Source organism: Micromonospora sp. R77 (genome assembly GCF_022747945.1).
Classification (GTDB): domain Bacteria; phylum Actinomycetota; class Actinomycetes; order Mycobacteriales; family Micromonosporaceae; genus Micromonospora.
Map to the genome: position 1 here is coordinate 1,747,735 of NZ_JALDST010000001.1, position 22,851 is coordinate 1,770,585.

The 22,851-nt window shown below is 73.9% G+C and carries 25 protein-coding genes; 12 read left to right on the forward strand and 13 right to left on the reverse strand.

Annotated elements, in window-relative coordinates:
- Positions 1-88 precede the first annotated feature (88 nt).
- Complete coding sequence (locus MRQ36_RS07965; RefSeq protein WP_242794228.1) at positions 89-1,921, forward strand: tetratricopeptide repeat protein; 1,833 nt, start codon at positions 89-91, stop codon at positions 1,919-1,921.
- A gap of 89 nt (positions 1,922-2,010) precedes the next feature.
- Here MRQ36_RS07965 and MRQ36_RS07970 read toward each other — a convergent pair whose 3' ends face one another.
- On the reverse strand, positions 2,011-3,594 hold the full coding sequence (locus tag MRQ36_RS07970; protein ID WP_242794229.1) for an MDR family MFS transporter: 1,584 nt from the start codon (positions 3,592-3,594) through the stop codon (positions 2,011-2,013).
- A 111-nt stretch (positions 3,595-3,705) separates the two neighbouring features.
- Here MRQ36_RS07970 and MRQ36_RS07975 point away from each other — a divergent pair, with 111 nt between their 5' ends.
- Entirely contained in the window at positions 3,706-4,275 is a 570-nt protein-coding gene (locus MRQ36_RS07975; RefSeq protein WP_242794230.1) for a TetR/AcrR family transcriptional regulator, read from the forward strand.
- Between the two features lie 18 nt (positions 4,276-4,293).
- Here MRQ36_RS07975 and MRQ36_RS07980 read toward each other — a convergent pair whose 3' ends face one another.
- A complete protein-coding gene (locus MRQ36_RS07980; protein ID WP_242794232.1) occupies positions 4,294-4,803 on the reverse strand; it encodes a GNAT family N-acetyltransferase in 510 nt (169 codons plus the stop codon).
- Complete coding sequence (locus MRQ36_RS07985) at positions 4,800-5,015, reverse strand: biotin/lipoyl-binding carrier protein (RefSeq protein WP_242800931.1); 216 nt, start codon at positions 5,013-5,015, stop codon at positions 4,800-4,802. Before MRQ36_RS07985 ends, MRQ36_RS07980 begins: the two co-directional genes overlap by 4 nt.
- A 228-nt stretch (positions 5,016-5,243) precedes the next feature.
- Between MRQ36_RS07985 and MRQ36_RS34370 the strand changes: the two genes are divergently transcribed.
- The gene (locus tag MRQ36_RS34370; protein ID WP_369700219.1) at positions 5,244-5,318 is read left to right on the forward strand and encodes a 50S ribosomal protein bL37; all 75 of its coding nucleotides are present in this window, start codon (positions 5,244-5,246) and stop codon (positions 5,316-5,318) included.
- A gap of 135 nt (positions 5,319-5,453) precedes the next feature.
- On the opposite strand, the gene rsrA is transcribed toward MRQ36_RS34370, so the two are convergent.
- The 5 genes from rsrA to MRQ36_RS08010 all read right to left on the reverse strand — a co-directional run bounded on the left by rsrA (position 5,454) and on the right by MRQ36_RS08010 (position 8,879).
- Complete coding sequence (gene rsrA, locus MRQ36_RS07990; RefSeq protein WP_242794233.1) at positions 5,454-5,741, reverse strand: mycothiol system anti-sigma-R factor; 288 nt, start codon at positions 5,739-5,741, stop codon at positions 5,454-5,456.
- A gap of 2 nt (positions 5,742-5,743) precedes the next feature.
- Positions 5,744-6,553: a sigma-70 family RNA polymerase sigma factor gene (locus tag MRQ36_RS07995; RefSeq protein ID WP_308194789.1), complete on the reverse strand. Its 810-nt coding sequence runs from the start codon at positions 6,551-6,553 to the stop codon at positions 5,744-5,746.
- Positions 6,554-6,806: 253 nt separating this feature from the next.
- On the reverse strand, positions 6,807-7,424 hold the full coding sequence (locus MRQ36_RS08000) for an alpha/beta family hydrolase (RefSeq protein WP_242794235.1): 618 nt from the start codon (positions 7,422-7,424) through the stop codon (positions 6,807-6,809).
- Between the two features lie 148 nt (positions 7,425-7,572).
- Positions 7,573-7,968, reverse strand: a complete 396-nt coding sequence (locus tag MRQ36_RS08005) for a WhiB family transcriptional regulator (RefSeq protein ID WP_242794236.1) — start codon at positions 7,966-7,968, stop codon at positions 7,573-7,575.
- A gap of 209 nt (positions 7,969-8,177) precedes the next feature.
- On the reverse strand, positions 8,178-8,879 hold the full coding sequence (locus tag MRQ36_RS08010) for an SOS response-associated peptidase (RefSeq protein WP_242794237.1): 702 nt from the start codon (positions 8,877-8,879) through the stop codon (positions 8,178-8,180).
- Positions 8,880-8,981: 102 nt separating this feature from the next.
- On the opposite strand from MRQ36_RS08010, the gene aroA reads away from it, so the two are divergent.
- The 4 genes from aroA to MRQ36_RS08030 all read left to right on the forward strand — a co-directional run bounded on the left by aroA (position 8,982) and on the right by MRQ36_RS08030 (position 13,167).
- A complete protein-coding gene (aroA, locus tag MRQ36_RS08015; protein WP_242794238.1) occupies positions 8,982-10,283 on the forward strand; it encodes a 3-phosphoshikimate 1-carboxyvinyltransferase in 1,302 nt (433 codons plus the stop codon).
- A gap of 120 nt (positions 10,284-10,403) precedes the next feature.
- Positions 10,404-11,399, forward strand: coding sequence for a ribosome small subunit-dependent GTPase A (rsgA, locus tag MRQ36_RS08020; RefSeq protein WP_242794239.1), 996 nt, complete (start codon positions 10,404-10,406; stop codon positions 11,397-11,399).
- Between the two features lie 31 nt (positions 11,400-11,430).
- A complete protein-coding gene (hisN, locus tag MRQ36_RS08025; protein WP_242794240.1) occupies positions 11,431-12,240 on the forward strand; it encodes a histidinol-phosphatase in 810 nt (269 codons plus the stop codon).
- A gap of 60 nt (positions 12,241-12,300) precedes the next feature.
- Positions 12,301-13,167, forward strand: coding sequence for a hypothetical protein (locus MRQ36_RS08030; RefSeq protein WP_242800933.1), 867 nt, complete (start codon positions 12,301-12,303; stop codon positions 13,165-13,167).
- Between the two features lie 4 nt (positions 13,168-13,171).
- Here the strand turns inward: MRQ36_RS08030 and MRQ36_RS08035 are convergent, their stop codons facing one another.
- Positions 13,172-14,416 carry a glycosyltransferase gene (locus tag MRQ36_RS08035; RefSeq protein WP_242794242.1) on the reverse strand — a complete coding sequence of 415 codons (1,245 nt, stop codon included), beginning with the start codon at positions 14,414-14,416 and terminating at the stop codon, positions 13,172-13,174.
- A 232-nt stretch (positions 14,417-14,648) separates the two neighbouring features.
- On the opposite strand from MRQ36_RS08035, the gene MRQ36_RS08040 reads away from it, so the two are divergent.
- From MRQ36_RS08040 to MRQ36_RS08050, 3 genes are all read left to right on the forward strand, one after another.
- Complete coding sequence (locus tag MRQ36_RS08040; RefSeq protein WP_242794243.1) at positions 14,649-15,647, forward strand: SDR family oxidoreductase; 999 nt, start codon at positions 14,649-14,651, stop codon at positions 15,645-15,647.
- Positions 15,644-16,435: an ATP-binding protein gene (locus tag MRQ36_RS08045; protein ID WP_242794244.1), complete on the forward strand. Its 792-nt coding sequence runs from the start codon at positions 15,644-15,646 to the stop codon at positions 16,433-16,435. Before MRQ36_RS08040 ends, MRQ36_RS08045 begins: the two co-directional genes overlap by 4 nt.
- 92 nt (positions 16,436-16,527) lie before the next feature.
- Positions 16,528-17,100: a DUF5709 domain-containing protein gene (locus MRQ36_RS08050; protein WP_242794245.1), complete on the forward strand. Its 573-nt coding sequence runs from the start codon at positions 16,528-16,530 to the stop codon at positions 17,098-17,100.
- On the opposite strand, the gene MRQ36_RS08055 is transcribed toward MRQ36_RS08050, so the two are convergent.
- Positions 17,097-17,756, reverse strand: coding sequence for a response regulator transcription factor (locus tag MRQ36_RS08055; protein WP_242794246.1), 660 nt, complete (start codon positions 17,754-17,756; stop codon positions 17,097-17,099). The two genes, MRQ36_RS08050 and MRQ36_RS08055, sit on opposite strands and share 4 nt — an antisense overlap.
- On the reverse strand, positions 17,753-18,877 hold the full coding sequence (gene macS, locus MRQ36_RS08060; RefSeq protein WP_242794248.1) for a MacS family sensor histidine kinase: 1,125 nt from the start codon (positions 18,875-18,877) through the stop codon (positions 17,753-17,755). Before macS ends, MRQ36_RS08055 begins: the two co-directional genes overlap by 4 nt.
- 121 nt (positions 18,878-18,998) lie before the next feature.
- On the opposite strand from macS, the gene MRQ36_RS08065 reads away from it, so the two are divergent.
- A complete protein-coding gene (locus MRQ36_RS08065) occupies positions 18,999-19,439 on the forward strand; it encodes an ATP-binding protein (protein WP_242794249.1) in 441 nt (146 codons plus the stop codon).
- A 61-nt stretch (positions 19,440-19,500) separates the two neighbouring features.
- Here MRQ36_RS08065 and MRQ36_RS08070 read toward each other — a convergent pair whose 3' ends face one another.
- Positions 19,501-20,439, reverse strand: a complete 939-nt coding sequence (locus MRQ36_RS08070) for a ribose-phosphate pyrophosphokinase (protein ID WP_242794251.1) — start codon at positions 20,437-20,439, stop codon at positions 19,501-19,503.
- A gap of 54 nt (positions 20,440-20,493) precedes the next feature.
- Positions 20,494-21,327, reverse strand: coding sequence for a phosphoribosylaminoimidazolesuccinocarboxamide synthase (locus MRQ36_RS08075; RefSeq protein ID WP_242794252.1), 834 nt, complete (start codon positions 21,325-21,327; stop codon positions 20,494-20,496).
- Positions 21,328-21,512: 185 nt separating this feature from the next.
- Between MRQ36_RS08075 and MRQ36_RS08080 the strand changes: the two genes are divergently transcribed.
- Positions 21,513-22,835, forward strand: coding sequence for an extracellular solute-binding protein (locus MRQ36_RS08080; RefSeq protein ID WP_242794253.1), 1,323 nt, complete (start codon positions 21,513-21,515; stop codon positions 22,833-22,835).
- Positions 22,836-22,851: the final 16 nt, after the last annotated feature.

The following is a 22,851-nucleotide window of genomic DNA, read 5'->3' on the forward strand; positions in this document are numbered from 1 at the left end:
AACGAGCAGCAATGCGCAGTGGATCACCGAATCGACGCAGCATCCCCTAGGCTTGCCCGGCCGGTGAATCGACGAGCGAGAGGACGACGTGCCCGAGGGAACGGACGACCCCGCGCTGCCCGCGGAGGGGGAACTCGCGCTGGCCCGGCTGGCCCTGGCCGACGGCGACCTCCGGCACGCGGCCGAGCACGTCTCCGCCGCGCTCGTCCTCGCCCCCACCCTGCCCGAGGTGCACGAGACGCTGGCCCGGGTGGCCGCGGCCAGCGGCGGCGACCTCGACCTCTTCCCGATCGGCCACCACGCCTTCGTCGGCGCGGTCGTCGCCCGCGCGCACCTGCTCGCCGCCGCCGGCCGACCCGCCGAAGGGCTCGACCTGCTGGCCGCCGCCACCGGCTACGCGCCCGCCGTCGACTGGGCCGGGGTGCCCTGGGTGACCGCCCCCGAGCTGGCCGAACGACTCGACCCGGAGCGGATCGCCCGGATCCTCATGCAGATCTGCGCCGCCGCACCGGACCCGGTGCCGCGCCGCGCCCGGGAACCGCTGCGGCCCTACCTCACGCTGGCCCGCAACGCGGTCACCGTGCACCCGGAGCACGCGCTCCTGCTGGGGGCGGCGTCCGCGCTGGCCCGGCGGATCGGCGAGGTCGCCCTCGCGATCAAGTGGGCCTCCCGGGGGGTACGCGCGGAGCCGTCCAAACTCGGCGAGGTCTGGCTCGGGTACGCGTACCGCAGCGCCGGCCGCACCCGGGACGCCCTCGCCGCGCTCGGCCGGGCGGTCGCCCACGACCCCGACGACCTCGCCGTCTACGCCGACCTCGCCGGCACCCTGGCGGACAACGGCCGGCTGGACGAGGCGCTGGAGTGGATCGACCGGGCGCTGGCCCGGGACCCGACCTTCGACTGCGCGGTGCACACCGCGCACCGGTTGCGGTTCCAACGCGACGGGGACGTGGCGCACTTGGTCGCGCTCGCCGACTTCGCCCGCGACCACCCCGACGACAGCCACGAGCACGCCGACCTGGCCGAGTGCTGCCGCAGCCGACCGTGGCTGGGTCAGGTCACGCCGGCCGGCGGGCCGATGCTGGACGCGCTCCGCCAGGCGCTGGTCGACGAGAACACCGCCCGGGTGGCCGTACGCCTCGACGCCCCGGAGCCGCCGAGCGCGATGCGTACCGTGGCGGCGGCGGTGCCCGGCCTGGACGTCGAGGTGACCGGGACGGTCGAGCCCGACCCACGGGAGCCCCGCCGGGCCACCACCTGCCAGCTCTGGCGGTACGACGGCGCCACCGCCGCCCCCACCCTGCCCGTCCCGTCACCGGCGGCGGCGGAACGGGTCCGGCAGCTCGCCCACCCGGCCTGGCCCCACCCCCCGGCCGCGTACGACGCCGCGGTGAGCCTGGCCACGCTGGAGCTGACCGATCTGCTCGGCGTGCTGGTGCACCCGCCCGAGCCGCCGACCACCGCGCTGGGGCGGGTGCTGGGCGGGCAGGACCCCTCGCTCTGGGTGCGCTGCGTGCAGGTCTGGGCCTGCCTGGGCCTGCTGCACCACCGCACCGACGAGCCGTGGGCGGAGTCCACCCGGCGCCGGGTGCTGGTGGAGCTGGTCTGGGGCGTGGAGGACTGGATCACCGAGGCGGCGCTCTTCGCCCTGGTCACCGCCGCCTGGGTGGACCCCGCGGTACGCCCCGACGTGGCCGCCGTGGTGGCCGAACGCCTCGCCGACGTGGCCGCCGTGGCCCGCGAACGCCGGGTGCCGATCGCCGCGTCGCTGGCCCACCTGGCGCTGGCCACCCCGGCCCTGGACGAGGCGACCGCCGCCCTGGCCCACGAGCTGACCGCCGCCCCACCCGGCGGTCCGACCCGCCCCGGTCCCCTGCGCCGGCTCTGGCGCCGCCTCGCCGCCCTGTTCGGCCGCGCCTGACCGCCACGCCGCACGGCGACCCGGCCGGAATGCCGCGCGGCCACGCCGTACCCCTGGAGTGGGGTGGGCGTGGCCGCGAGGGACGGGCGTCAGGCGACGGGTGCCTTGCCGAGGGCGACCTCGGCCTGCTCCTCGGCGCTGGCGTCCGACGGAGCGTCGTTGCTGGAGCGCAACGGGATCTCCTTGATGAACCAGGCGAGGACCGGCACCGCGACGGTGAAGAGCACCGCCCAGAGGAACACGTGCGAGATCGCGTCGGCGAGGCCGCCGAGCACCAGCTCCCGTGCCTGCGCCGGCAGCTCCTTGAGCTTCTCCAGGTCCATCCGGCCACCCTCGCCGCCGCCGCTGAACGCGTTGCCGGCGGCGGAGTCGGCGAGCCGGTTGGCGAAGATCGCGCCGAAGAGCGAGATGCCGAACGAACCGCCGATGGAGCGGAAGAAGGTGGCCCCGCCGCTCGCCGCGCCGAGGTCCTTCTGCTCGACGCTGTTCTGCGCGATCAGCATCGAGGTCTGCATCAGGAAGCCCATGCCGGCACCGAGCACCACCATGTAGAGCGACGACATGGTCTTGCTGGTGTCCACGTCGAGCCGGCTGAGCAGGAACATGCCGAGGGTCATCACCACACCACCGACGATCGGGAAGATCCGGTAGCGGCCGGTGGTGGTGATGGCCCGGCCGACGACCAGCGACACGACCAGCATGCCGAACATCAGCGGCAGCAGCAGCAGGCCGCTGTTGGTGGCCGAGGCGCCCTGCACGGTCTGCTGGTAGAGCGGCAGGAAGTTCATCGCGCCGAACATCGCGAAGCCGAGCAGGAAGCCGATCACCGAGATGAGGGCGAAGTTCCGGTTGGCGAAGAGGCTCAGCGGCAGGATCGGCTCGGGGACCCGCCGCTCGACGAGGCCGAAGAGCACCAGGGCGACCAGGGCCAGGCCCGCGAGGCCGAGGATCTGCGGCGAGGTCCAGTCGTACTCGTTGCCGCCCCAGGTGGTGAGCAGCACGATCGCGGTGATGCCCACGGAGAGCAGCGCGGCACCCAGCCAGTCGATCTTGTGCTCGGTGCGGTACTTCGGCAGGTGCATGGTGGTGATCAGCAGCAGCAGCGCGACGCCGCCCAGCGGGAGGTTGACATAGAACGCCCAGCGCCAGGAGAGGTTGTCGGTGATGAAGCCGCCGACCAGCGGGCCGGCCACCATGGCGATGGCCATGATGCCGGCGATCATGCCCTGGTAGCGACCCCGCTCCCGGGGCGGCACCAGGTCACCGATGATCGCCATCACGCCGACCATCAGGCCACCCGCACCCAGGCCCTGGACGGCCCGGAACGCGATCAGCTCGATCATCCCGTTGTCGACGCCGCCGAGCATGTCCGAGCCGGACATGCCGCAGAGGGCGGAGCCGATCAGGAAGATGACCACCGAGGTGAGGAAGACGGCCTTGCGGCCGTAGAGGTCGCCGAGCTTGCCCCAGATCGGGGTGGAGACCGTGGTGCCCAGCACGTACGCGGTGACGACCCAGGTGAAGTGGTTGACGCCGCCGAACTCGCCGACGATCCGCGGCAGCGCGGTGCTGACGATCATGTTGTCGAGCATCGCGAGCATCATCGCGATCATCAGACCGAACAGCACGACCCGGACGTTGGGTCGCGCTCCGGCCTGGGTTTCCTGAGTCATGGGTAAGCTCCCCCTGAAATGTGACCGACTTACTTGCCGCCCGGCTAGCTACCTTACTAGCCGCACGGTAAGTTGGACAGCGAACCCCGTCAAGCGAGTTAGGTGGTACAGGTGAGGGAGAGCACAGGCGGCACGCGGCAACGGATCCAGGCCGTCGCGCTGGAGCTCTTCACCGAGCAGGGGTACGAGAAGACCTCGCTGCGGGAGATCGCCGAGCGGCTGAAGGTCACCAAGGCCGCGCTCTACTACCACTTCAAGAGCAAGGACGAGATCGTCAACAGCTTCGTCGAGGACCGCCTCCAGCGGATGGACGAGCTGATCGACTGGGCCCGGTCGCAACCGGCCACCCTGGCCACCCGCCGCACCCTGATCAGCCGGTACGCCGACGCCATGTTCGCCAGCGAACAGCCCTCGGTGATGCGCTTCTTCGAACAGAACCAGACCGTGCTGAAGAGCCTCTCCGCCGGCCAGCAGATGCGCGACCGGATGCTGCGCCTGGCCGACCAGCTCTGCCGCGGCGACGACACCCCGGCCGCCCAGCTCCGTGCCACGCTGACCCTCTTCGCCGTGCACAGCAGCTGGTTCGCGGTGCGCGCCCCGGACATCACCGACGACGAGCGGAAGAAGATCGCGCTGGAGGTCGCCGACGAGCTGCTGGCGAAGATCGGCAACGCCGACTGACCGTGCGGCCCTGCCCGGTCAGCTCCGGGTCAGCGCCAGGCGCAGGCCGAGCAGCTCCACGCCGGGCAGCGGCGACCAGTCCTTCTCCGGCAGCCGGACGAAGCCCAGCCGCTCGTACATCTGCTGGGCGACGGCCGCCTTTCCACTGCGTACGCAGATGACCACGGCCGAGCAGCCCAGCTCGGCGGCGCGCGCCACGCAGGCGCGGACCAGGGCCGACCCGGCGCCCCGGCCCTGCGCGGCCGGGTCCACGGCGAGCATCCGGAACTCCGCCTCGCCCGGGCCGGCGAGTTCCGCGTACGGGGTGCCGGGCAGCACGAAGGTCACCGCGCCGAGCACGACACCGCTCGCCTCGTCGACGGCGACCAGCAGCTCACCGCTCGCCGCCCGGGTGGCCACGTCGGCCAGCACCACGGCGTAGCTGTTCTCGTCCTTGAGCTGGCCGTCGGCCTCGTACGCGGCGACCGTCAGCCGGGCCACCGCCGCGAAGTCGGCCGGCTCGGCCCGCCGGACCCGGAGGCCGGTCAATCGATCACCGCGATCAGGTCGCCGTCCTGCACCACGTCACCCTCGTTCACGGCGAGCCGGGTGAGCACGCCGTCCGATTCGGCGACCACCGGGATCTCCATCTTCATCGACTCCAGGATCACCAGCGTGTCCCCCTCGGACACGGTGTCCCCGGCCGACGCGACGACCTTCCAGACGTTCGCCACCATCTCGGCGCGGATCTCCTCGGCCATGTGCCGGCCCTCCCTCTCCACCCGGTGTTCCTGCGAACGGTATCCAATCATGACCCCGGCCACAGCGGCAGCGGTCGGTCGGCACGCCGCTCCCGCCCCCGGCGGTCCGGGAGCGACCCGGTCGGCACTAGCATCGTCCGGGTCGGCCCCGGATGCCGCGAGGACCGGTACGCGACCTCCGCCGCGCTCGCCCGCGGTCGGACCGTGACCAGCACAGGGAGGTACAGCATGGCGAAGAAGGCCCGTAAGAAGAAGGCCCGTAAGAAGAGCGGCGCGAACCACGGCAAGCGCCCCAACTCCTGATCGGCGGCGGGCGTACCCGCCGAGCGGATCAAGAACCACCCCGGCCCCGGGCCGGGACAGACCGGTGGCCCGGGTCGGATCCGACCCGGGCCACCGGTCCACGTGCTCCCGCCTGCGCTCGCGCGGCGGCGGCGGTCACTCCGCCAGTTCGCGCGACTCCGTGCTCTCGAAGACCACCAGCTCGGTGAGGCGCACCCGCAGGCGTTCCCGCAGCTGCTCCGGCGCGGTCTCGTTGCCGCAGCAGCGGGCGACCAGCGCCTTCACCTCCTGCTCGATGCCGTACTCACGCAGGCACGGCCCACACTCGTCGAGGTGGTGGCGGATCAACGTCCGCCGCTCCTCCCCGCACTCCAGGTCCAGATAGAGGTAGACCTCCGCGAGCACCTCACGGCAGTCCGTCTCGTGCGGATTCCCACAGCTCACGGTCACACCTCCCGGCCGGCAGCGGCGGTCGAACCCTTCGAGGACGCGGACTTGAAGCCACGCTCCGCGGCGTACTGCTCGAGCAGTTTGCGCAGATTACGACGCCCGCGGTGCAGCCGCGACATCACCGTGCCGATCGGCGTGCCCATGATGTCGGCGACCTCCTTGTAGGAGAAGCCCTCGACATCGGTGAGGTAGACGGCCAGGCGGAACTCCTCCGGCAGCTGCTGGAGGGCCTCCTTGACGTCGCTGTCGGGCAGCCGGTCCAGCGCCTCGGTCTCGGCCGAACGCAGCCCGCTGGAGGTGTGCGACTCGGCCTCGGCGAGCTGCCAGTCGGTGATCTCCTCGGTGGGCGCCTGCACGGGCTGGCGCTGCCGCTTGCGGTAGGAGTTGATGTAGGTGTTGGTCAGGATCCGGTAGAGCCAGGCCTTCAGGTTCGTGCCCTGCTCGAACTGGTGGAAGGCCGCGTACGCCTTCAGGTACGTCTCCTGGACCAGGTCCTCGGCATCCGCCGGGTTGCGGGTCATCCGCAGTCCGGCAGCGTAGAGCTGATCGACGAAGGGCATCGCGTCCCGCTCGAATCGGGCCCTGCGCTCGTCCGTCTTCTCGGTGGTCAACCGCACATCCCCTCGCGTCGGATGCTTTCCCGCCGAGGATACGCGTAGGAACCTGCCCGTAGATTCAGTTCCGGCCGGTGTGCTGGTGCTCACCACGGCCGCCCCGTCCGCGGGCCACTCCGGCGCTTCCAGCAGCTGCCTCAGCTGCCGTGCGTCCCGGTCGTCCCGCTCCCGGCTCCGTGTCTCGATCGGCACCGGCCACCCCCTCGGCTGGAAAAGTCGTCCGGGGGTAGTAACGCGTGCCGACGGCCGTCGCATTCCGCGAGCCGCCCGCCGTTCCTGGTCCCGGCCTCGGCCGCGACCGACGCTGGGACCAGGAAGGGCCTGGGAGGAGGCCCCGGACGCCCGAACCGGACACCCGGCACCATCGGTAGCAACGACCCGCCACCGCCCCCGGTCACGCAGCCCGCCCCACAAGATCGCCCCAACCCGCGCCGGGGAGGTCGGGTCAGCGGGTTGTCCAGGCTCGTTCCCGGAGCCAGTCGTGCACCGCCGCGGCGGTGCCCGCCGGGTCGCGCTTCAGGTCGTGCGTCTCGCCGGGGCGGACCACCACGTCGACGTCCGGCCCGGGGGCCGGCACCCCGAACGGGTCCCGGTCGCCGTTGACCACCAGGGTGGGCAGCCCGGTCGCCAGCTCAGCGGCGCGCGAGCGCTCCGGTCGCCCGGGTGGGTGCAGCGGGAACGCCAACGCGACGACACCGCTCGCGCCGACGGCCACCGCGGTACGGCAGGCGACCCGGGCGCCGCTGGAGCGGCCCCCGACCAGCCACCGTGGGACGGCCGGGTGACGTTTCCGGAGTACGGCCAGCACCGCCGTCCACGCCTCGTCGAGGTGCCCGGCCGGGGCGGGTGCGCGACGGCCGGCCACCCGGTACGGCTGGGTCACCCGGAACACCGCCACCCCGGCGGTGACCAGCGCGTCCCGGACCGCGAGCAGGTCGGGGGCGTCCACCGCACCGCCCGCGCCGTGCCCGAGCACCAGCGCCGTGGCCGCCGGACGGGCCGGCAGGTCGGTGTCGACGCGGGCCGGTCCGCGGGGTGTCTCGATCTCGTCGCTCTGCCGCACCGGCCCATTCTGCGCCGCACCACCCGACCGACGATCCGAACCGCCCGGACGAGGCGAGGACCGGCGCGCCCGGACGCCGGAGCGGGAGAAACGAAGCGCCGCCCGCCTCGACGGTGCGAGGGCGGGCGGCGCCAGCCTGACGGGCCGGTCAGCGGCTGAGCGGCATCAGGGTGAGCAGTTGGTCGCGGACCGGTGGACCGGCCTCGTCGACCGCGTCCGGATCCGGTTGCACCTCGCTGCGCCAGGCGACGAGCATCGCCCGCCGTTCGCGCGGTGTGGTGCCGCCCCAGACGCCGTGGCAGTCACCGACCTCCAGCGCCCAGGCCAGACAGGACCCCTGGACGTCACAGCTGCGGCAGAGCGCCACGGCCGCGTCGGCCGGCTCGTTGGGCGCCGGAAAGAACGTCTCCGGATCCACGCTCTGGCAGGTCCCTCTGGTCCGCCACGCCTCGTCCTGGCGCCGCTCACGCAGTGCCCGTAACAGTCGCGGGTCGCGTCGCGCGGCAGCCACCTCGTGCGGACGGGGCATACGTGCCCGTGTCAAATCCACCCACCTCCCCCGTGGGACCGGCATAGATCACGAAGATCGATGGGTGACATCCGCCCCGTGCGAACAGACACCCACCACCGGCGCTGTGTTCTATCGCACTTGCGGACACGGAGACAAGAGTCTGCCGTAAAGATAGCTAAACAGTCAGGCGACGTTTCCGGCCCAACTGCGGCAAATCAGCACACGACAATGTGCCGGTGATGTCAGAAGAGCGTGCCGATCTCCGCCGGCGCCGGGGACACCCGGGCGGTCAGTTCCGGGCCGTCGTTGCGGACGTCGCCGACCGCCGGGGAAACCGGGCGGATCTCCAGCCCGGCGAGCCACTCCGCCGACGGCGGCACGAGCAGCGCGGCGGGCTCGTCGGCCGCGTCCAGCCAGGACGACCACCGCTCGCGGGGCAGCAGCAGCGGCATCCGGTCGTGCACCTCGGCCAACTCCCCCACGGCGGCGGTGGTGAGCACGCTGAAGGTGAGCAGTTCGGTGTCGCCCGACTGCCACACCGACCAGATGCCGGCCAGCGCCAGCACCGAGCCGTCCACCGGGGTCATGAAGTAGGGCTGTCGCCGGCCACCGGTCTCGCGGACCCACTCGTACCAGCCGTCGGCGGGGACCAGGCAGCGGCGGCGGGCGAAGGAGGAGGCGTACGCCCGGCTGGTGGCGACCGTCTCGGCCCGCGCGTTGATCATGCGGGCGGCGCCGCCCGCCGTGCGGGACCAGTGCGGGACGAGGCCCCAGCGGCCGACGGAGAGCAGCCGGTGCCCCGCCGGGTCCAGCCGGACCAGCGGCACCGGATCGGTCGGGGCCACGTTGAAGTCCGGGCCGACCCCGCCGTCGGTCTCGTCGTACGACTCGAACAGCGCGCTCAGGTCGCCCGCACTCCGGGTCGTCGCGTACCTCCCGCACATGGCGCACACGCTAACCCGCCACGGCACTTCCGGCTGTCCCGCCAACCGGGAGGTGGACCCGCGGACGGCTCCGCACCCGGCCGGAGTTGGCAGAATGTGACCGTGGGGAATCCGATCGCGACCCGGCCGCCGCAGCCGTGGACGGCACCGACCGCCAGCGACCCGGTGGCGGCCACGCTGCGCCTGCCCGGTTCCAAGTCGATGACCGCCCGGGCACTGGTGCTCAGCGCGCTGGCCAGTGGCCCGTCGACACTGCACGGGCCGCTGCGCGCCCGGGACACCGAGCTGATGGCCGGTGGGTTGCGCGCGCTGGGTGCCCACATGTCGGTCTCCGACGACGACCGCTGGCTGGTCCGGCCGCACCGGCTGGTCGGCCCGGCGCACGTCGACGTCGGCCTGGCCGGCACCGTGATGCGCTTCCTGCCGCCGGTCGCCGGTCTGGCCGAGGGGCGGGTCACCTTCGACGGCGACCCGCAGGCCCGGGTCCGCCCGCTCGGCCCGCTGATCGGGGCGTTGCGCTCGCTCGGCGTACGCATCGACACCCCCGCCACCGGCAGCCTGCCGCTGGCGGTCCTCGGCACCGGTCGGGTCACCGGCGGCGAGGTGGTCATCGACGCCTCCGCCTCCAGCCAGCTCGTCTCCGGCCTGCTACTGGCGGCCTCCCGCTTCGACCGGGGGGTGGTGGTCCGGCACGAGGGCCCACCGGTGCCCTCGGCGCCGCACCTGCGGATGACCGTGCAGATGCTCCGGGCCGCCGGCGCGGCGGTCGACGACACCACCCCCGACGTCTGGACGGTCGAGCCGGGCCCGCTCACCGGGCGCGGCTGGGAGATCGAGCCGGACCTCTCCGGTGCGGTGCCGTTCTTCGCCGCCGCCCTGGTCACCGGGGGTGAGGTGACGTTGCAGGGCTGGCCGCGCAGCAGCATGCAGCCGGTCGAGCAGCTCCGGACCCTGCTGCACCGGATGGGTGGCGAGGTGACCCTCTCCACCGCGGGGCTGACCGTGCGCGGCACCGGCACGGTGCACGGCCTGGACGCCGACCTCTCCGACGTGAGCGAGCTGACCCCGGTGCTGACCGCGTTGGCGATGCTCGCCGACTCGCCGTCCCGGTTGACCGGCGTGGGGCACATCCGGGGTCACGAGACCGACCGGATCGCCGCGCTGGCGAGTGAGTTCACCGCGCTCGGCGCGGACCTGACCGAGTCCGCCGACGGGCTGGAGATCCGGCCGCGCCCGCTGCGCGGCGGCACCTTCCGCACGTACGCCGACCACCGGATGGCGCACGCGGCGGCGGTGGCCGGGCTGGCCGTCCCCGGCATCGAGGTCGACGACGTGGCGTGCACCTCCAAGACCATGCCCGAGTTTCCGGCACTATGGTCTGGGATGGTGACCGGAAAGAGCTGACGCGACAGGGGGCAGGTCCTGGCGACCAAACGGCGCGAGTACGACGAGGACGACGTCCGGGTCCGGCCCGGGAAGTCGTCGCGCCCGCGTACCCGCACCCGCCCCCGGCACTCGGACGCGGTGGACGGCTTCGTGATCGCCGTCGACCGGGGTCGCTACACCTGCGTCCGTCCGGACGCCCCCGACGAGCCGACGGTCACCGCGATGCGCGCCCGGGAACTGGGCCGCAAGTCGGTGGTGGTGGGCGACCGGGTCGCGCTGGTCGGGGACACCTCCGGGGCGCCCGGCGCGCTGGCCCGGATCGTCCGGATCGACGAGCGCCGGTCGGTGCTGCGGCGCACCGCCGACGACGACGAGTCCACCGCCGAGGGGCGGCTCGAACGGGTCGTGGTGGCCAACGCCGACCAGCTGGTGATCGTCAGCGCGCTGGCCGACCCGCCCCCGCGCACCGGGTTCATCGACCGCTGCCTGGTGGCCGCGTACGACGCGGACATCGAGCCGCTGCTCTGCCTGACCAAGGCCGACCTGGCCGGCCCGGAGGCGGTGCTCGACTACTACACCGAGCTGGAGCTGCCGTACGTGCTGGTCCGGCCCGACTCGGACCTGGCCGCGCTGCGCACCCTGCTCGCCGGTCGGGTGTCGGTCCTGGTGGGCCACTCCGGGGTGGGCAAGTCGACGCTGGTCAACCGGCTGGTGCCGGCGGCAGAGCGGGCGGTCGGGGTGGTCAGCGCGATCGGCCGGGGGCGGCACACCTCGACCAGCGCGGTGGCCCTGCGACTGCCGGCCGCGCCCGGGGCCGCCGTCGGCTGGATCGTCGACACCCCGGGGGTGCGCAGCTTCGGGCTGGCGCACGTCTCCGCGAACAGCCTGCTGCACGGCTTCCCGGACCTGGTGGAGGGGACCGTCGACTGCCCGGCCAACTGCCAGCACACCGCCGAGGAGGCGGACTGCGCGTTGGACGCCTGGGTGGCCGCCGGCAAGGCCGACCAGCGGCGGCTGGCGTCGTACCGTCGGCTGCTGGCCTCCCGCAGTGGCGAGGGCGACGCGCGGGAGACCGACCACCGCGGGCCCGGCGAGGGCGACCGGCGCGGGCCGGACGCCCCGGCCGCCGGGTGAGGACCCGGCCGCCGCCGCTACCGTGTCGGGCATGACCGGGTACGCCGACGACCTCGCCCTCGCCCACCTGCTCGCCGACGCCGCCGACGCCGTCTCCACGGCCCGGTTCCGCGCCCTCGACCTGCGGGTCGACGCCAAGCCGGACCTGACCCCGGTCTCCGACGCGGACACCGCCGTGGAGCGGGAGATCCGGGCCCTGCTGGCCGCGCACCGGCCCGGTGACGGCCTGCTCGGCGAGGAGTACGGCGAGCAGCCGGCCACCGGCCCCGACGGCCGCCGGTGGGTGGTCGACCCGATCGACGGCACCAAGAACTTCGTCCGCGGGGTGCCGGTGTGGGCCACCCTGATCGCCCTGCTGGAGGGCGACCGCCCGGTCCTCGGGCTGGTCTCCGCCCCGGCGCTGGGCCGGCGCTGGTGGGCCGCCCTGGGCGCGGGCGCGTACGCCGGCCCGCAGCTCGCCGCCGGTGAGCCGATCCGGGTCTCGCACGTCGCCGACCTGGCGGACGCCAGTTTCTGCTATTCGTCGTTGAGCGGCTGGGAGGCGGCCGGCCGGCTCGACGGGATGCTCCAGGTCATGCGGGAGACCTGGCGCAGCCGCGCCTACGGCGACTTCTACGGCTACATGCTGCTGGCCGAGGGGGCGCTGGACGTGATGGTGGAGCCGGAGCTGTCGCTCTGGGACATCGCCGCGCTGGTGCCGATCGTGACCGAGGCCGGTGGCACCTTCACCGACCTGGCCGGGCGGCCCGCACCGGCCGGCGGGGAGAACAGCGCGATCGCCACGAACGGCCGGCTGCACGCCGACATCCTGAGCCGGCTCGGCCGGCCAGCCGCGCGCTGACCCGCCCGCAACCTCTATCCTCGCCAGGTGGTCTCCTCCGGTTGGTGCTTCCTGGCGGCGATGATCGTCGCGTACGGCTTCGCCAACCTGCTCCAGTCGGTGGCGGCGGCGCGGACCACCGTGCACCACACCTTCGACCCGGGGCTGCTGCTGCGGCTGGCCAGCCACCGCACCTACCTGATCGGGCTGATCTGCCAGGTCACCGGCTTCGTGCTGGCCTTCCTGGCCCGTCGGGACCTGCCGCTGTTCCTGGTCCAGGCGAGCGTGGCCGCCGGCCTGGGGGTTACCGCCGTGATCGGGGTGGTGGTGCTGAAGTGGCGGCTGCCGGCGGCCGAGGTGGTGCTGCTGGTGCTGCTCTTCGCCGGGATCACCGGGCTGGTGCTCGCCGCCCAGCCGGCGCCGTCCCGGCAGTTGGGACTCACCGGTGTGGTCGCGCTGGCGGCGGCGGTCGTGGTGATCGCCGTGCTCGGTTTCTTCGCGGTCCGGCTGCACGGGGCACCCGGTTCGGTGGCGCTCGGCTCACTGGCCGGGATGGCCTTCTCGGCCGCCGCGGTGGCCGCCCGACCGCTCGCGTCGGCCGACTCGGCGGAGGCGTTCGCCCGGGACCCGCTGCTCTATCTGCTGGTGGCGCACTCGGTCGTCGGGCAACTGCTGCTCGGGCTGGCCATGCAGCGGGGCTCGACCACGGCGGCGGTGGCCGCGATGGACGCCGCCGGGGCGGTGCCCGCCGCGATCGTCGGCCTGCTGCTGCTGGGCGACCGGATCTGGCCGGGGCGGGAGTGGCTGGCCGCCGCCGGCTTCCTGGTCACCCTGGTCGCGGTGGTCGGCCTGACCCGGTACGCCGAGCCGCAGCACCACCATGCGGTGGCCCGGAGCCAGAAGCGGCTGATGGTGGGGGCCGGCTCCGCCGCCCGTCCGCGCCGCTGACCGGTCAGGCCGCCTCGACGGACTTCTCCTCGGCCGTCTCCAACGGCTGCTCGACGGCCTTCTCGACCGGCTTGCGCCGCCCGATGACCCGCTCGTAGAGGCGTTCCAGCGCGCCGGCCGTCCGTTCCCAGGTGTAGCTGCACCGGACCCGGTCGACCGCGGCGTGCCCGTACGCGAACCGCCCGGCGTTGTCGGCGAGCAGCCGGCGCAGGGTGACGCCGAGCGTACGGACGTCACCGGGCGGGATCAGCTTGCCGGTCACCTCGTCCACCACCGCGTCGGCGATGCCGCCCATCGCATAGCCGACCACCGGCACGCCGCAGGCCATCGCCTCCAGCGAGACCCGCCCGGCGGACGAGTAGTGCGGGGTGCAGGCGACCACGTCGGCGGAGCGGTACCAGGTGGCCATCTGGTCGTGCGGCACCGCGCCGACGAGCTTCACCTGACCGGCCACCCCGTTCCGCTCGGCCAGCTCCCGCAGTCGGCGCGCCTCGGCGTGCCCGGCGAGCTGCTCGGCGGGCGGCCCGCCGGCGATCACCAGCTCGGCGTCGCCGACCAGGCGCATGGCCCGGATCAGGTCCTCGTGGCCGTGCCCGGCCCAGAGCCCGCCGACGGCAAGGATGCGGGCCCGCTGGTCGCGGGGGGCCGCCTCGCCGTCGGGGTGGAACTGGGTGGTGTCGACCCCGGTCGGCACCATCGCCACGGCGGTGCGTTGCAGCCCCATCCGGGTCAGCTCGTCCACCTCGTCGTTGCACTGGGCCACCGCGATGTCCACCGCCCGGGTCAGCGCCCGTTCCAGCGGGATCCGCTCCCCCGGGCCGTCGTAGCCGCGGCCGAGGTGGCGCAGCTGCTCCACGCCGAGCGAGTGGAAGGTCTGCACGATGGGGATGTCGGTCTCGCGGACCGCCTGGGCGGCCGCCAGCCCGCCGACCCAGTAGTGCCCGTGCACCACGTCGGGCGTCCAGTCGCCGGACCACCGCCGCGCCAGCCACTGCCCGTACGCGGTCACGTGCGGGATCAGTTCGGCGGTGGGCAGCTGGGCGGCGGGGCCGATCGGCACCCGGTCCAGCCGGTAGCCGTCGACCTGGACGCTCTCCGGCAGGTCGGGGCCGTCGAGACGCTCGTAGACCCGCACGTCGTGGCCCCGCTCGGCGAGCTGGGCGGCGACCCGCGCGATGTGCTCGTGCGTGCCGACGGCAGGACCGTCAGTGGACGGGCCGGCGTGTGCGCACACAAGGCCGACGCGCATGGTGCACCTCCATGCGTTCTTTCGAGCGGTGGTCCTCCGGTCAGAGGGTCCCATTAACCCGGCCCCGGCGAGCCGAAACCTGGCAGATCGGACCGACGGACCGGGGTGGTGAGGCTGCCCCGATTGCGGTTCCGTCGGCTTCCGCCCCACTCTGCCCGCTGGCGGGTCGCGTCAACCGTGATCCGGGGGTCGGACTCGGCATGACCCTCCGGCCCGGGGGTACGGGCCAGGAATGCCTCTCACCCGCACCCTCGACGACGCCACGGTGGTGGTCACCGGCGCGTCCAGCGGCATCGGCGCCGCCACCGCGTACGCGCTCGCCCGCCGGGGCGCCGACGTGGTCCTCGCCGCCCGCAGTGCGGACGCCCTCCAGCAGGTGGCCCGGCGCTGCCGGGAACTGGGCGGTCGCGCCCTGGTGGTGCCGACCGACGTGACCGATCCGGAGGCGGTGAACCGGTTGGCCGCCCGGGCGGCGGCGGAGTTCGGCCGGATCGACGGCTGGGTGAACAACGCGGCGGTGAGCGCGGTGGGGCTCTTCGACGAGATCCCGGTGGCCGAGTTCCGCCGGGTGGTGGAGGTGAACCTGCTCGGCACCGTGCACGGGGTCCGGGCCGCGCTGCCGTGGCTGGCGGCGGCGGGCGGCGGGGTGCTGGTCAACAACGCGTCGGTGCTGGCCGAGGTGGCGATGCCCTACCAGTCGGCGTACAACGCCACCAAGCACGGCATCCGCGGACTGGCGGACACCGTCCGGCAGGAGCTGCGGGTCACCGGTCGCAGCGCCATCTCGGTGTGCACGGTGCTGCCGGCCACCATCGACACCCCGTTCTTCCGGCACGCGGCCAACCACACCGGCCGCGAGCTGACCCCGCCGCCGCCGGTGTACCCGCCGGAGGTGGTCGCCGAGACCATCGTCCGGTTGCTGTGCCGGCCCCGCCGGGAGACGTACGCCGGTGGCGCGGCCCGGCTGCTCGGCCTGCAGTGGCGGCTCGCCCCGGCGCTGGCCGAGCGGGCGCTCGGCTGGTACGCCCACCGCACCCAGTTCGGCCCGGGGACCCGCCTGGACAGCAGCGGCAACGTGTTCCGGGCGGACGCGGACGCGGAGCGGGTCGGCGGCTGGCACGGGCGACGGCGCCGACTGGTCCGGCTGACCGCCGCCTTCGGGCTGGCCGCCGCGGGTACGGCGGTCGGGACGGCGGCGGCGATGGCGCGACGGTCGCGGACAGCGCCGTGACGAACCAGATCGAGCGGCCGGATGCGCCCCGGGTGCCGGACGTGCACAATGGGACGATCATGCCGACGGACGTACGCTGCCTGGTGGAGCTGGACGATGCGTCCGCGCTGGCCACGGTGACCGGGGTGCTCGACCCGGTGGGCGTCGGTTCGGTGCGGGACGCGCTGCTGACCCGGCTCTGGGAGCGGCCCGGCCCGGTGATCGCCGACCTGTCCGGGTTGCGGGTGCCCGACCCGACCGACCGCTCGGTCTTCGACGAGGTGCACCGGGTGGCCGGTGACTGGCCGGCCGCGGGGCTGCTGGTGGTGGACCCGGCGGGTGGCTGGCCGGGTGCCTCGACCCCGGTCTGCGCGAGCCTCGACGAGGCGCGGGCGGCGGTCGCCACGCCGCCGGCGGCGATGCTGGGCGGCGAGCTGCTCCCCGCCGTGGAGGCCGCCCGGGAGGCCCGGGCGCTGGTCACCGACGCCTGCCTGCGGTGGGGGATGCCGGAGCTGGCCGAGTCGGCCTGCATCGCGGTCACCGAGATGGTCAACAACGTGGTCGCCCACGCGCGCACCCCGATGACCGTCCGGGTGGCACCCGGGGACCACTGCCTGCACCTGGCCGTGCGCGACCACTCGCGCCGGCATCCCGCGTTCGCCGGGGTGGCCCCGGTGAACTCGGCGGGCGGGCGGGGCCTGCTGCTGATCGACACGGTGGCCCGGCGCTGGGGCAGCACCCCGCTGCCGGACGGCAAGGTCGTCTGGTGCGTGCTGCACACCGAGGACGAGGACGGCTGCCCGCGCTGACCGCCGCCCGGCTGCGCCGTTTCGTCGTTTTCCTCCCGATCGCCGCCGCCGGAACCGGTTAACCGGGCCGGGGCAGTGGGTAGTGACCGGTCATGCGCGACGACGAGTACCCGACCCCCCTGTCCGACCCCGAGGCGGAGGGGCTGCCCGACACCGCCGACGACGACTCCACCGCCAACGACGACGTCCTGACCGGCCGCGAGGCGGACGGCCCGGAACCGGCCCAGCTGCCCGGCGACCGTACGCCGGTGGCCGTCGACCGCTTCGGGACCACCGCCGAGGAGCAGCTCGACGGCGAGTCGCTGGACTACAAGCTGGAGCGGGAGAGCTACGAGCGGCCGGCCGACGACCCCCTGGCCGGACCGATCGACCCGGACATCGCCGCCGAGGCGGACAGTGACGAGGCCGCCGCGCAGGCCCAGCTCGACGCCGACGTGATCGACCCGGGCCCGACGTCCGACCCGCACTCGCCGGTCTCCCTCTACGACCACGGCCAGCTCGGCACCGTCGCCGACCACCAGGTGGGTCGGCTGGTCGAGCCGGACGAGGGCGCGCACACCGACCAGGAGACCGACAACGTCGCGTACGACGCCGGTTCGGCCGGTGGCGGGGCGTCCGCCGAGGAGCTGTCCGTGCACGAGACCCGGCCGCCCGAGGCGCACTAGTCGTCCAGGCCCCGCTCGATCGCATAGCGGGTCAGCTCGACCCGGTTGTGCAGCTGGAGCTTGCCCAGCGTGTTCTGCACGTGGTTCTGCACCGTCCGGTGCGAGACCCCGAGCCGCTCGGCGATCTGCTTGTACGACAGCCCCTTCGCCACCAGGCGCAGCACCTCGGTCTCCCGTTCGGTGAGCCGGGGTGCTTCGTCGTACGCGGAGCCGGCGGGTGGGCCGGCCGCCAGCCGGCGGTACTCCCCCAGCACCAGGCCGGCCAGACCCGGGGTGAAGACCGGCTCGCCGGCCGCGGTGCGCCGGACCGCGTCGAGGAACTCGGCCGGCGCGGCGGACTTCACCAGGTAGCCGGTCGCGCCGGCCTTCACCGCGTCCAGGACGCTCTGCGGCTCACCGCTGGCCGACAGCATCAGCACCCGCACGTCGGGCAGCGCCGCGCGCAGTCCCCGGATCACCTCCACCCCGGAGACGTCCGGCAGTTGCAGGTCCAGCACCACCAGGTCCGGGCGGGCGGCGGCGGCCACCCGGACCGCCTGCCGGCCCTCCCCGCTGGTGGCCACGACCTGGTGCCCGGCCTCGGCGAGGTCGCGGGCCACCCCCTCGCGCCACATCGGGTGGTCGTCGACCACCATCACCCGTACGCCGGTGCTCATCGCCCGCTCCGGGGCACGACCAGTTCGATCTCGGTGCCGGCCCCGGGGGCGGAGACGATCCGGGCCTCACCGCCCAGGTCGGCCACCCGACCCCGGATGGACTGCGCCACCCCGAGCCGCCCCTGCGCCGCAGCCTCGGCCAGCCGGCCCGCCGGGATGCCCGGCCCCTCGTCGCGTACCGAGACGGTCACCGTCTCCTCCTCGTCCTCGATCAGCACCCAGGCCCGCCCGTCGGCGTGCCGGGCCACGTTCTCCAGCGCCGCCCCGACGGCGGCGGCGAGTTCCCGGGCGGCCCGCGCGGGCAACCCGACCGGGGTGGCCGGCGCGGAGACCGCCACCGTCGCGGAGGCGTACCGGTCGATCAGGTCACGCAGGTCCAGCGTGCCGCCGTCGTCGGGCGCCGGCCCGCCGGCCCGGCCGATCAGGGCGCGCAGCGCGGCCTCCTGCTCGCCGGCCAGCCGGGCCAGCTCGCCGCCCTCGCCGTCGAGCTGCGCTCCCCGGCGCTGCACCAGGGCCAGCACCTGGAGCACCGAGTCGTGGATGTCCCGGGCCAGCCGTTCGCGTTCCCGGGTGGCCGCCTCCAGCTCCACCGCCCGTTGCAGCCGCTCCTCGGCGGTGACCGCCAGCCGGGCGACGTGCCCGACCACCACCCCGGCGAGCAGCATCAGGATCACCCCGGTCAGCGAGGACTGGCTGATCCGTTCCCGGGTGAGCAGGTCGACCCCGCCGGCCACCAGCGCGGCCACCGCGCCGCGCCGCCGGCCGCCGGAGACCGCCCAGGCCAGCACCGGACCGGCCAGCCAGGCCACCGTCAGGGTGGGCAGACCGGCGACGAGCGCGGCCCGCCCCATCACCCACGGGGTCACCGCCATGATCGCCAGCAGCACGCCGAGGTCGGCCAGGAGCAACGGCCAGCCCCGGCCCGCCGGCCGGGCGTAGCCGGCGGCGGTCACCCCGCTCCAGGCCAACATCACCAGGAGGACGCCGCCGGCCGCCAGCGGGTGCGCGTACCGGTCGGCGTCGCGGAGCACCAGCACGCAGACGTACGCCAGCGAGGCGAAGCGGAAGACGGCGATGGACCGCCAGAGCGGGCCCTCCAGACCTCCCCGGGACGACGGCATGCCGGCCACCCTGCCACACGCCGTCGATCCGCTCGGATCGGCGGCGGATGCGACTCCGGAAAACCTGACGTACGGTGGAAAAGCCGCAAAATCGAGAGAGATCCACTGTCGGGACGGGGCCATGACGAACGCAGAACCCCGCGCACCGCGTACGGTTGTGCCCATCGAAACTTTCCTCCTCATCGCCGAAGCCTTCGACCAGGCCCAGGTGACCGAGCTCCGACACTCGGTCACCTCCTGCGCGCACGCTTCCGGCCTGGACGGGCAGCGGCTGGACGACTTCGTGCTGGCGGTCAACGAGTTGATCACCAACGCCGTGCGGCACGGCGGCGGCCAGGGCTCGCTCCGGTTGTGGCGCCGGTCCGGCGCACTCGTCTGCGAGGTGGCCGACCACGGCCGGGGGATCAGCGCGCAGCGGCTCGACGACCGCCGGCGCCCCGCCCCGGACACCGCCGGTGGCTGGGGCCTCTGGCTGGCCCGGGAGCTCAGCGACTCGATGGAGGTCGAGACCGGCGACGCGGGCACGCTCGTCCGGATCAGCGCCGCCCTCGACCCCCAGTAGGTCACGCCGGATCGGCGCCCCGGATCACCCACGTCGGCGAGCCGGCGTGCGGCGGAGCCGGTCAGGCGAAGAGGGCGCTGACCGACTCGCCGTTGTGGATCCGCCGCATCGCCTCGGCCAGCGCCGGTGCCACCGACAACACCGCCAGCTTCGGCACCCGCTCCTGCGGCGGGATCGGCACCGTGTTGGTGCAGACGATCTCCAGCACCCCCTCCTGGGCGCTCAACCGCTCCAGGGCGTGGCTGGAGAAGAGGCCGTGGGTGCAGGCCAGCCGGATCGAGCGGACCTTCCGCTCGCGCAGGTGACTCATCAGCTCGATCACCGTGCTGCCCTTGGCGATCTCGTCGTCCAGCACGATCACGTCCCGGTCCGCCACCTCGCCGATCACCGTGCTGATCTGCACCCGGTCGTCACTGAACCGCTGCTTCGCCCCGGCCGCGACCGGCGTACCGAGCATCCGGGCGAAGGCCGCCGCCTCCTTGGCGTTGCCCAGGTCCGGCGAGACGACCACGGTGTTGCTCAGGTCGTACCCCCGGAAGTGGGCGGCCAGCTCCCGCAGCGCGTGCAGGTGGTCGACCGGGACGCTGAAGAAGCCGTGCACCTGCGGCGAGTGCAGGGTCATCGCCAGCACCCGGTCCGCCCCGGCCGAGGTGAGCAGGTCGGCGACCAGCCGCCCACCGATGGAGATACGCGGGGCGTCCTTCTTGTCGGAGCGGGCGTACGCGTAGTGCGGCAGCACCACGGTGATCCGCCCGGCGGACGCGCCCCGGGCTGCGTCGATCATGAGCAGCAGTTCGACCAGGTGCTCCTGCACGGGCGGCACCAGGGGCTGGATCAGGAAGACGTCCCGTTCCCGGCAGTTCGCCTGCAACTGCACTTCGAGGCAGTCGTTGGCGAACCGGGACACCCGCACGGGGTGCAGCGGGACGGCGAGGTGGGCGCAGATCTCGGCGGCGAGGTCGGGGTGGGCGGTTCCGCTGAAGACGGCAATGTCACGCACGCCTGTTGATCGTACGGAACCGGCCCGCCCCCACGCCGGGTGACACCCGACCGGTCAGTCCCAGCGGTTGCCGGTGAGCTTCTCGTAGACCTCGACGTAGCGGGCCCGGGTCGCCTCGACCACCTCGGCGGGCACCTCGGGCGCGGGCGGGGTCCTGTCCCAGCCGCTGCCGGTGGCCCAGTCGCGGACGTACTGCTTGTCGTAGGAGAACTGCGCCCGGCCCGGCTGGTAGGACTCGGCCGGCCAGAACCGGGACGAGTCGGAGGTGAGCACCTCGTCGGCGAGGACCAGGGTGCCGTCCGGCGCCCAGCCCAACTCGATCTTGGTGTCGGCGACCAGGATGCCCCGGTCGGCGGCGATCTCCGCGCCGCGCCGGTAGACGTCGATGGTGATCTGCCGCAGTCGTTCGGCGACCTCCGCGCCGACCTTGTCGACCACCTGGGCGTAGGTGATCGGCTCGTCGTGCTCCCCCTTGGGGGCCTTCGTCGACGGGGTGAAGATCGGCTCGGGCAGGATCGACGCCTCGACCAGGCCCCGGGGCAGCTGCACGCCGGAGACCGCGCCGGTGTTCCGGTATTCGACGAGACCGCCGCCGGTCAGGTAGCCCCGCGCGACGCACTCCACCGGGACCATCTCCAGCCGGCGGCAGCGGATCGCCCGGCCGGCGAACTCCGCCGGCACGTCGGTGGCGGAGATGACGTGGTTCGGCACCAGGTCGGCGAGCTGGTCGAACCACCACAGCGACAGCGCGGTGAGCAGGCGTCCCTTGTCCGGGATCGGGGTCGGCAGCGCCACGTCGTAGATCGAGATCCGGTCGGACGCGACCAGGATCAGGTCGTCACCGTCGGCGTAGACGTCCCGGACCTTTCCGGAGTGCAGAAGTTCCACGGCGCCTAGTACACCACGCGAAGACGCGACGTCCGGCCCGGCCACCGGGCGTCCCAGACGGCCGCCGCCGCCCGACTCCCGCCCCACCCGTACGGGTCGGCACGGCCCCCGCCGTTGACACCTGCGCGTCGGGCCTGTGTAAATGGTCCGTCCGCACCCGCTCGCCAGCGCCCCAGGAGACCCCCGTGCGCGCCCTGCATCCCGACCCGCCCCGCGTCGGCGTCGACCGGCGGCGGTTCCTCGGCGCGCTCGGCGGCCTGCCCCTGGTCGCCGCCGGCCTGGCGGGCTGCACAAACGAGGAGCGTGCCCAGGTCGACGACGGTCCGATCGAGCTCTCCGTCTTCTGGTGGGGCGGCACCCGGCGGGCGGAGGCGACCGAGCGGGTGCTGCGGCTCTATTCGCAACAGAACCCCCGGGTCAGTTTCCGGGTCACCTGGCAGAGCCTGACCGGCTACTACGACCGGATCGCCACCCAGGCGGCCGGCGGCAACGCCCCCGACCTGTTCCAGATCGACGACTCCCTGCTCACCGAGTACGCGCAACGCCAGATCGCCCTCGACCTCACCGACTACGTCGCGGACAACCGCCTCGACCTGCGCGGGCTGCCGTCGGGCCTGGCCCGGTACGGCCAGGTGGCGGAGCGGACGGTGGCGGTCGCCGCCGCGCAGACCGCCGCCGCCCTGGTCTGGAACCGCGACCTGGTACGCCGACTCGACGTCCCGGAGCCGCGCACCGGCATGTCCTGGCGGGACTATGTGGAGTGGGCGGCCAGGATCACCCGGGCCTCCGGCGGCCGGGTGGCCGGCACGATGGACCCCTCCGGCGACTACCGCGCGTTCTGGCTCTGGCTGCGGGGCCAGGGCAGCGAGCTCTACCAGGCCCGGCAGCTCGGCTTCGGCTCCGCCGAGCTGCTCGACTGGTTCGAGCTCTGGCAGGTGGCCCGGTCCCGGCGGGCCACCCCGAGCGCCGCCCTGGTGGAACAGGCGGACACCGGTGAGCTGGCCCGCCAGCTCGTGGTCACCGGACACACGGCCGCGTCCTTCGCCTGGTCGCACCAGCTGCCCGAACTCCAGCGCTACACCGACGACGAGCTGGCGCTGGCGAGCCTCCCCGGCACCCCGGTGGCCCAGTGGCCCCGGGCGTCGATGTACTGGGCCGGCTTCCGGGGCACCCGACACCCCGGGGTCGTCGTCGACGTGCTCAACTTCCTGACCACCAACGTGGCCGCCGGCCGGATCCTCGGCTTCGAGCGCGGACTGAACGCCAGCGTGCCGGTCCGGAAGTTCGTCCAGGAGGGCATCACCGAGCAGACGCAGAAGCGCGTCGCCGCCTTCGGCACCACCCTGGACGACCTGCTCGGTCCGGCGCCCGCGCCGCCGCCGAAGGGGCACGCGAAGGTACGTACCCTGCTCGTCGCGACCGCCGAGAGCATCCGCTCCGGGGAGTCCGGCGCGCGCGCCGCCACCTCCCGCTTCATGGCCCAGGCCAACGCGGCCCTGGCGGTGTGACGCGCCCCGGCGCGGC

Coding starts and splice junctions, on each gene's coding strand:
- MRQ36_RS07970 (WP_242794229.1), bottom strand. CDS start 3,594: ATGACTCAGGAAACCCAGGCCGGAGCGCGACCCAACGTCCGGGTCGTG.
- MRQ36_RS07985 (WP_242800931.1), bottom strand. CDS start 5,015: ATGGCCGAGGAGATCCGCGCCGAGATGGTGGCGAACGTCTGGAAGGTC.
- MRQ36_RS08010 (WP_242794237.1), bottom strand. CDS start 8,879: ATGTGCGGGAGGTACGCGACGACCCGGAGTGCGGGCGACCTGAGCGCG.
- hisN (WP_242794240.1), top strand. CDS start 11,431: ATGACCGGGTACGCCGACGACCTCGCCCTCGCCCACCTGCTCGCCGAC.
- MRQ36_RS08030 (WP_242800933.1), top strand. CDS start 12,301: ATGATCGTCGCGTACGGCTTCGCCAACCTGCTCCAGTCGGTGGCGGCG.
- MRQ36_RS08035 (WP_242794242.1), bottom strand. CDS start 14,416: ATGCGCGTCGGCCTTGTGTGCGCACACGCCGGCCCGTCCACTGACGGT.
- MRQ36_RS08040 (WP_242794243.1), top strand. CDS start 14,649: ATGCCTCTCACCCGCACCCTCGACGACGCCACGGTGGTGGTCACCGGC.
- MRQ36_RS08050 (WP_242794245.1), top strand. CDS start 16,528: ATGCGCGACGACGAGTACCCGACCCCCCTGTCCGACCCCGAGGCGGAG.
- MRQ36_RS08055 (WP_242794246.1), bottom strand. CDS start 17,756: ATGAGCACCGGCGTACGGGTGATGGTGGTCGACGACCACCCGATGTGG.
- macS (WP_242794248.1), bottom strand. CDS start 18,877: ATGCCGTCGTCCCGGGGAGGTCTGGAGGGCCCGCTCTGGCGGTCCATC.
- MRQ36_RS08065 (WP_242794249.1), top strand. CDS start 18,999: ATGACGAACGCAGAACCCCGCGCACCGCGTACGGTTGTGCCCATCGAA.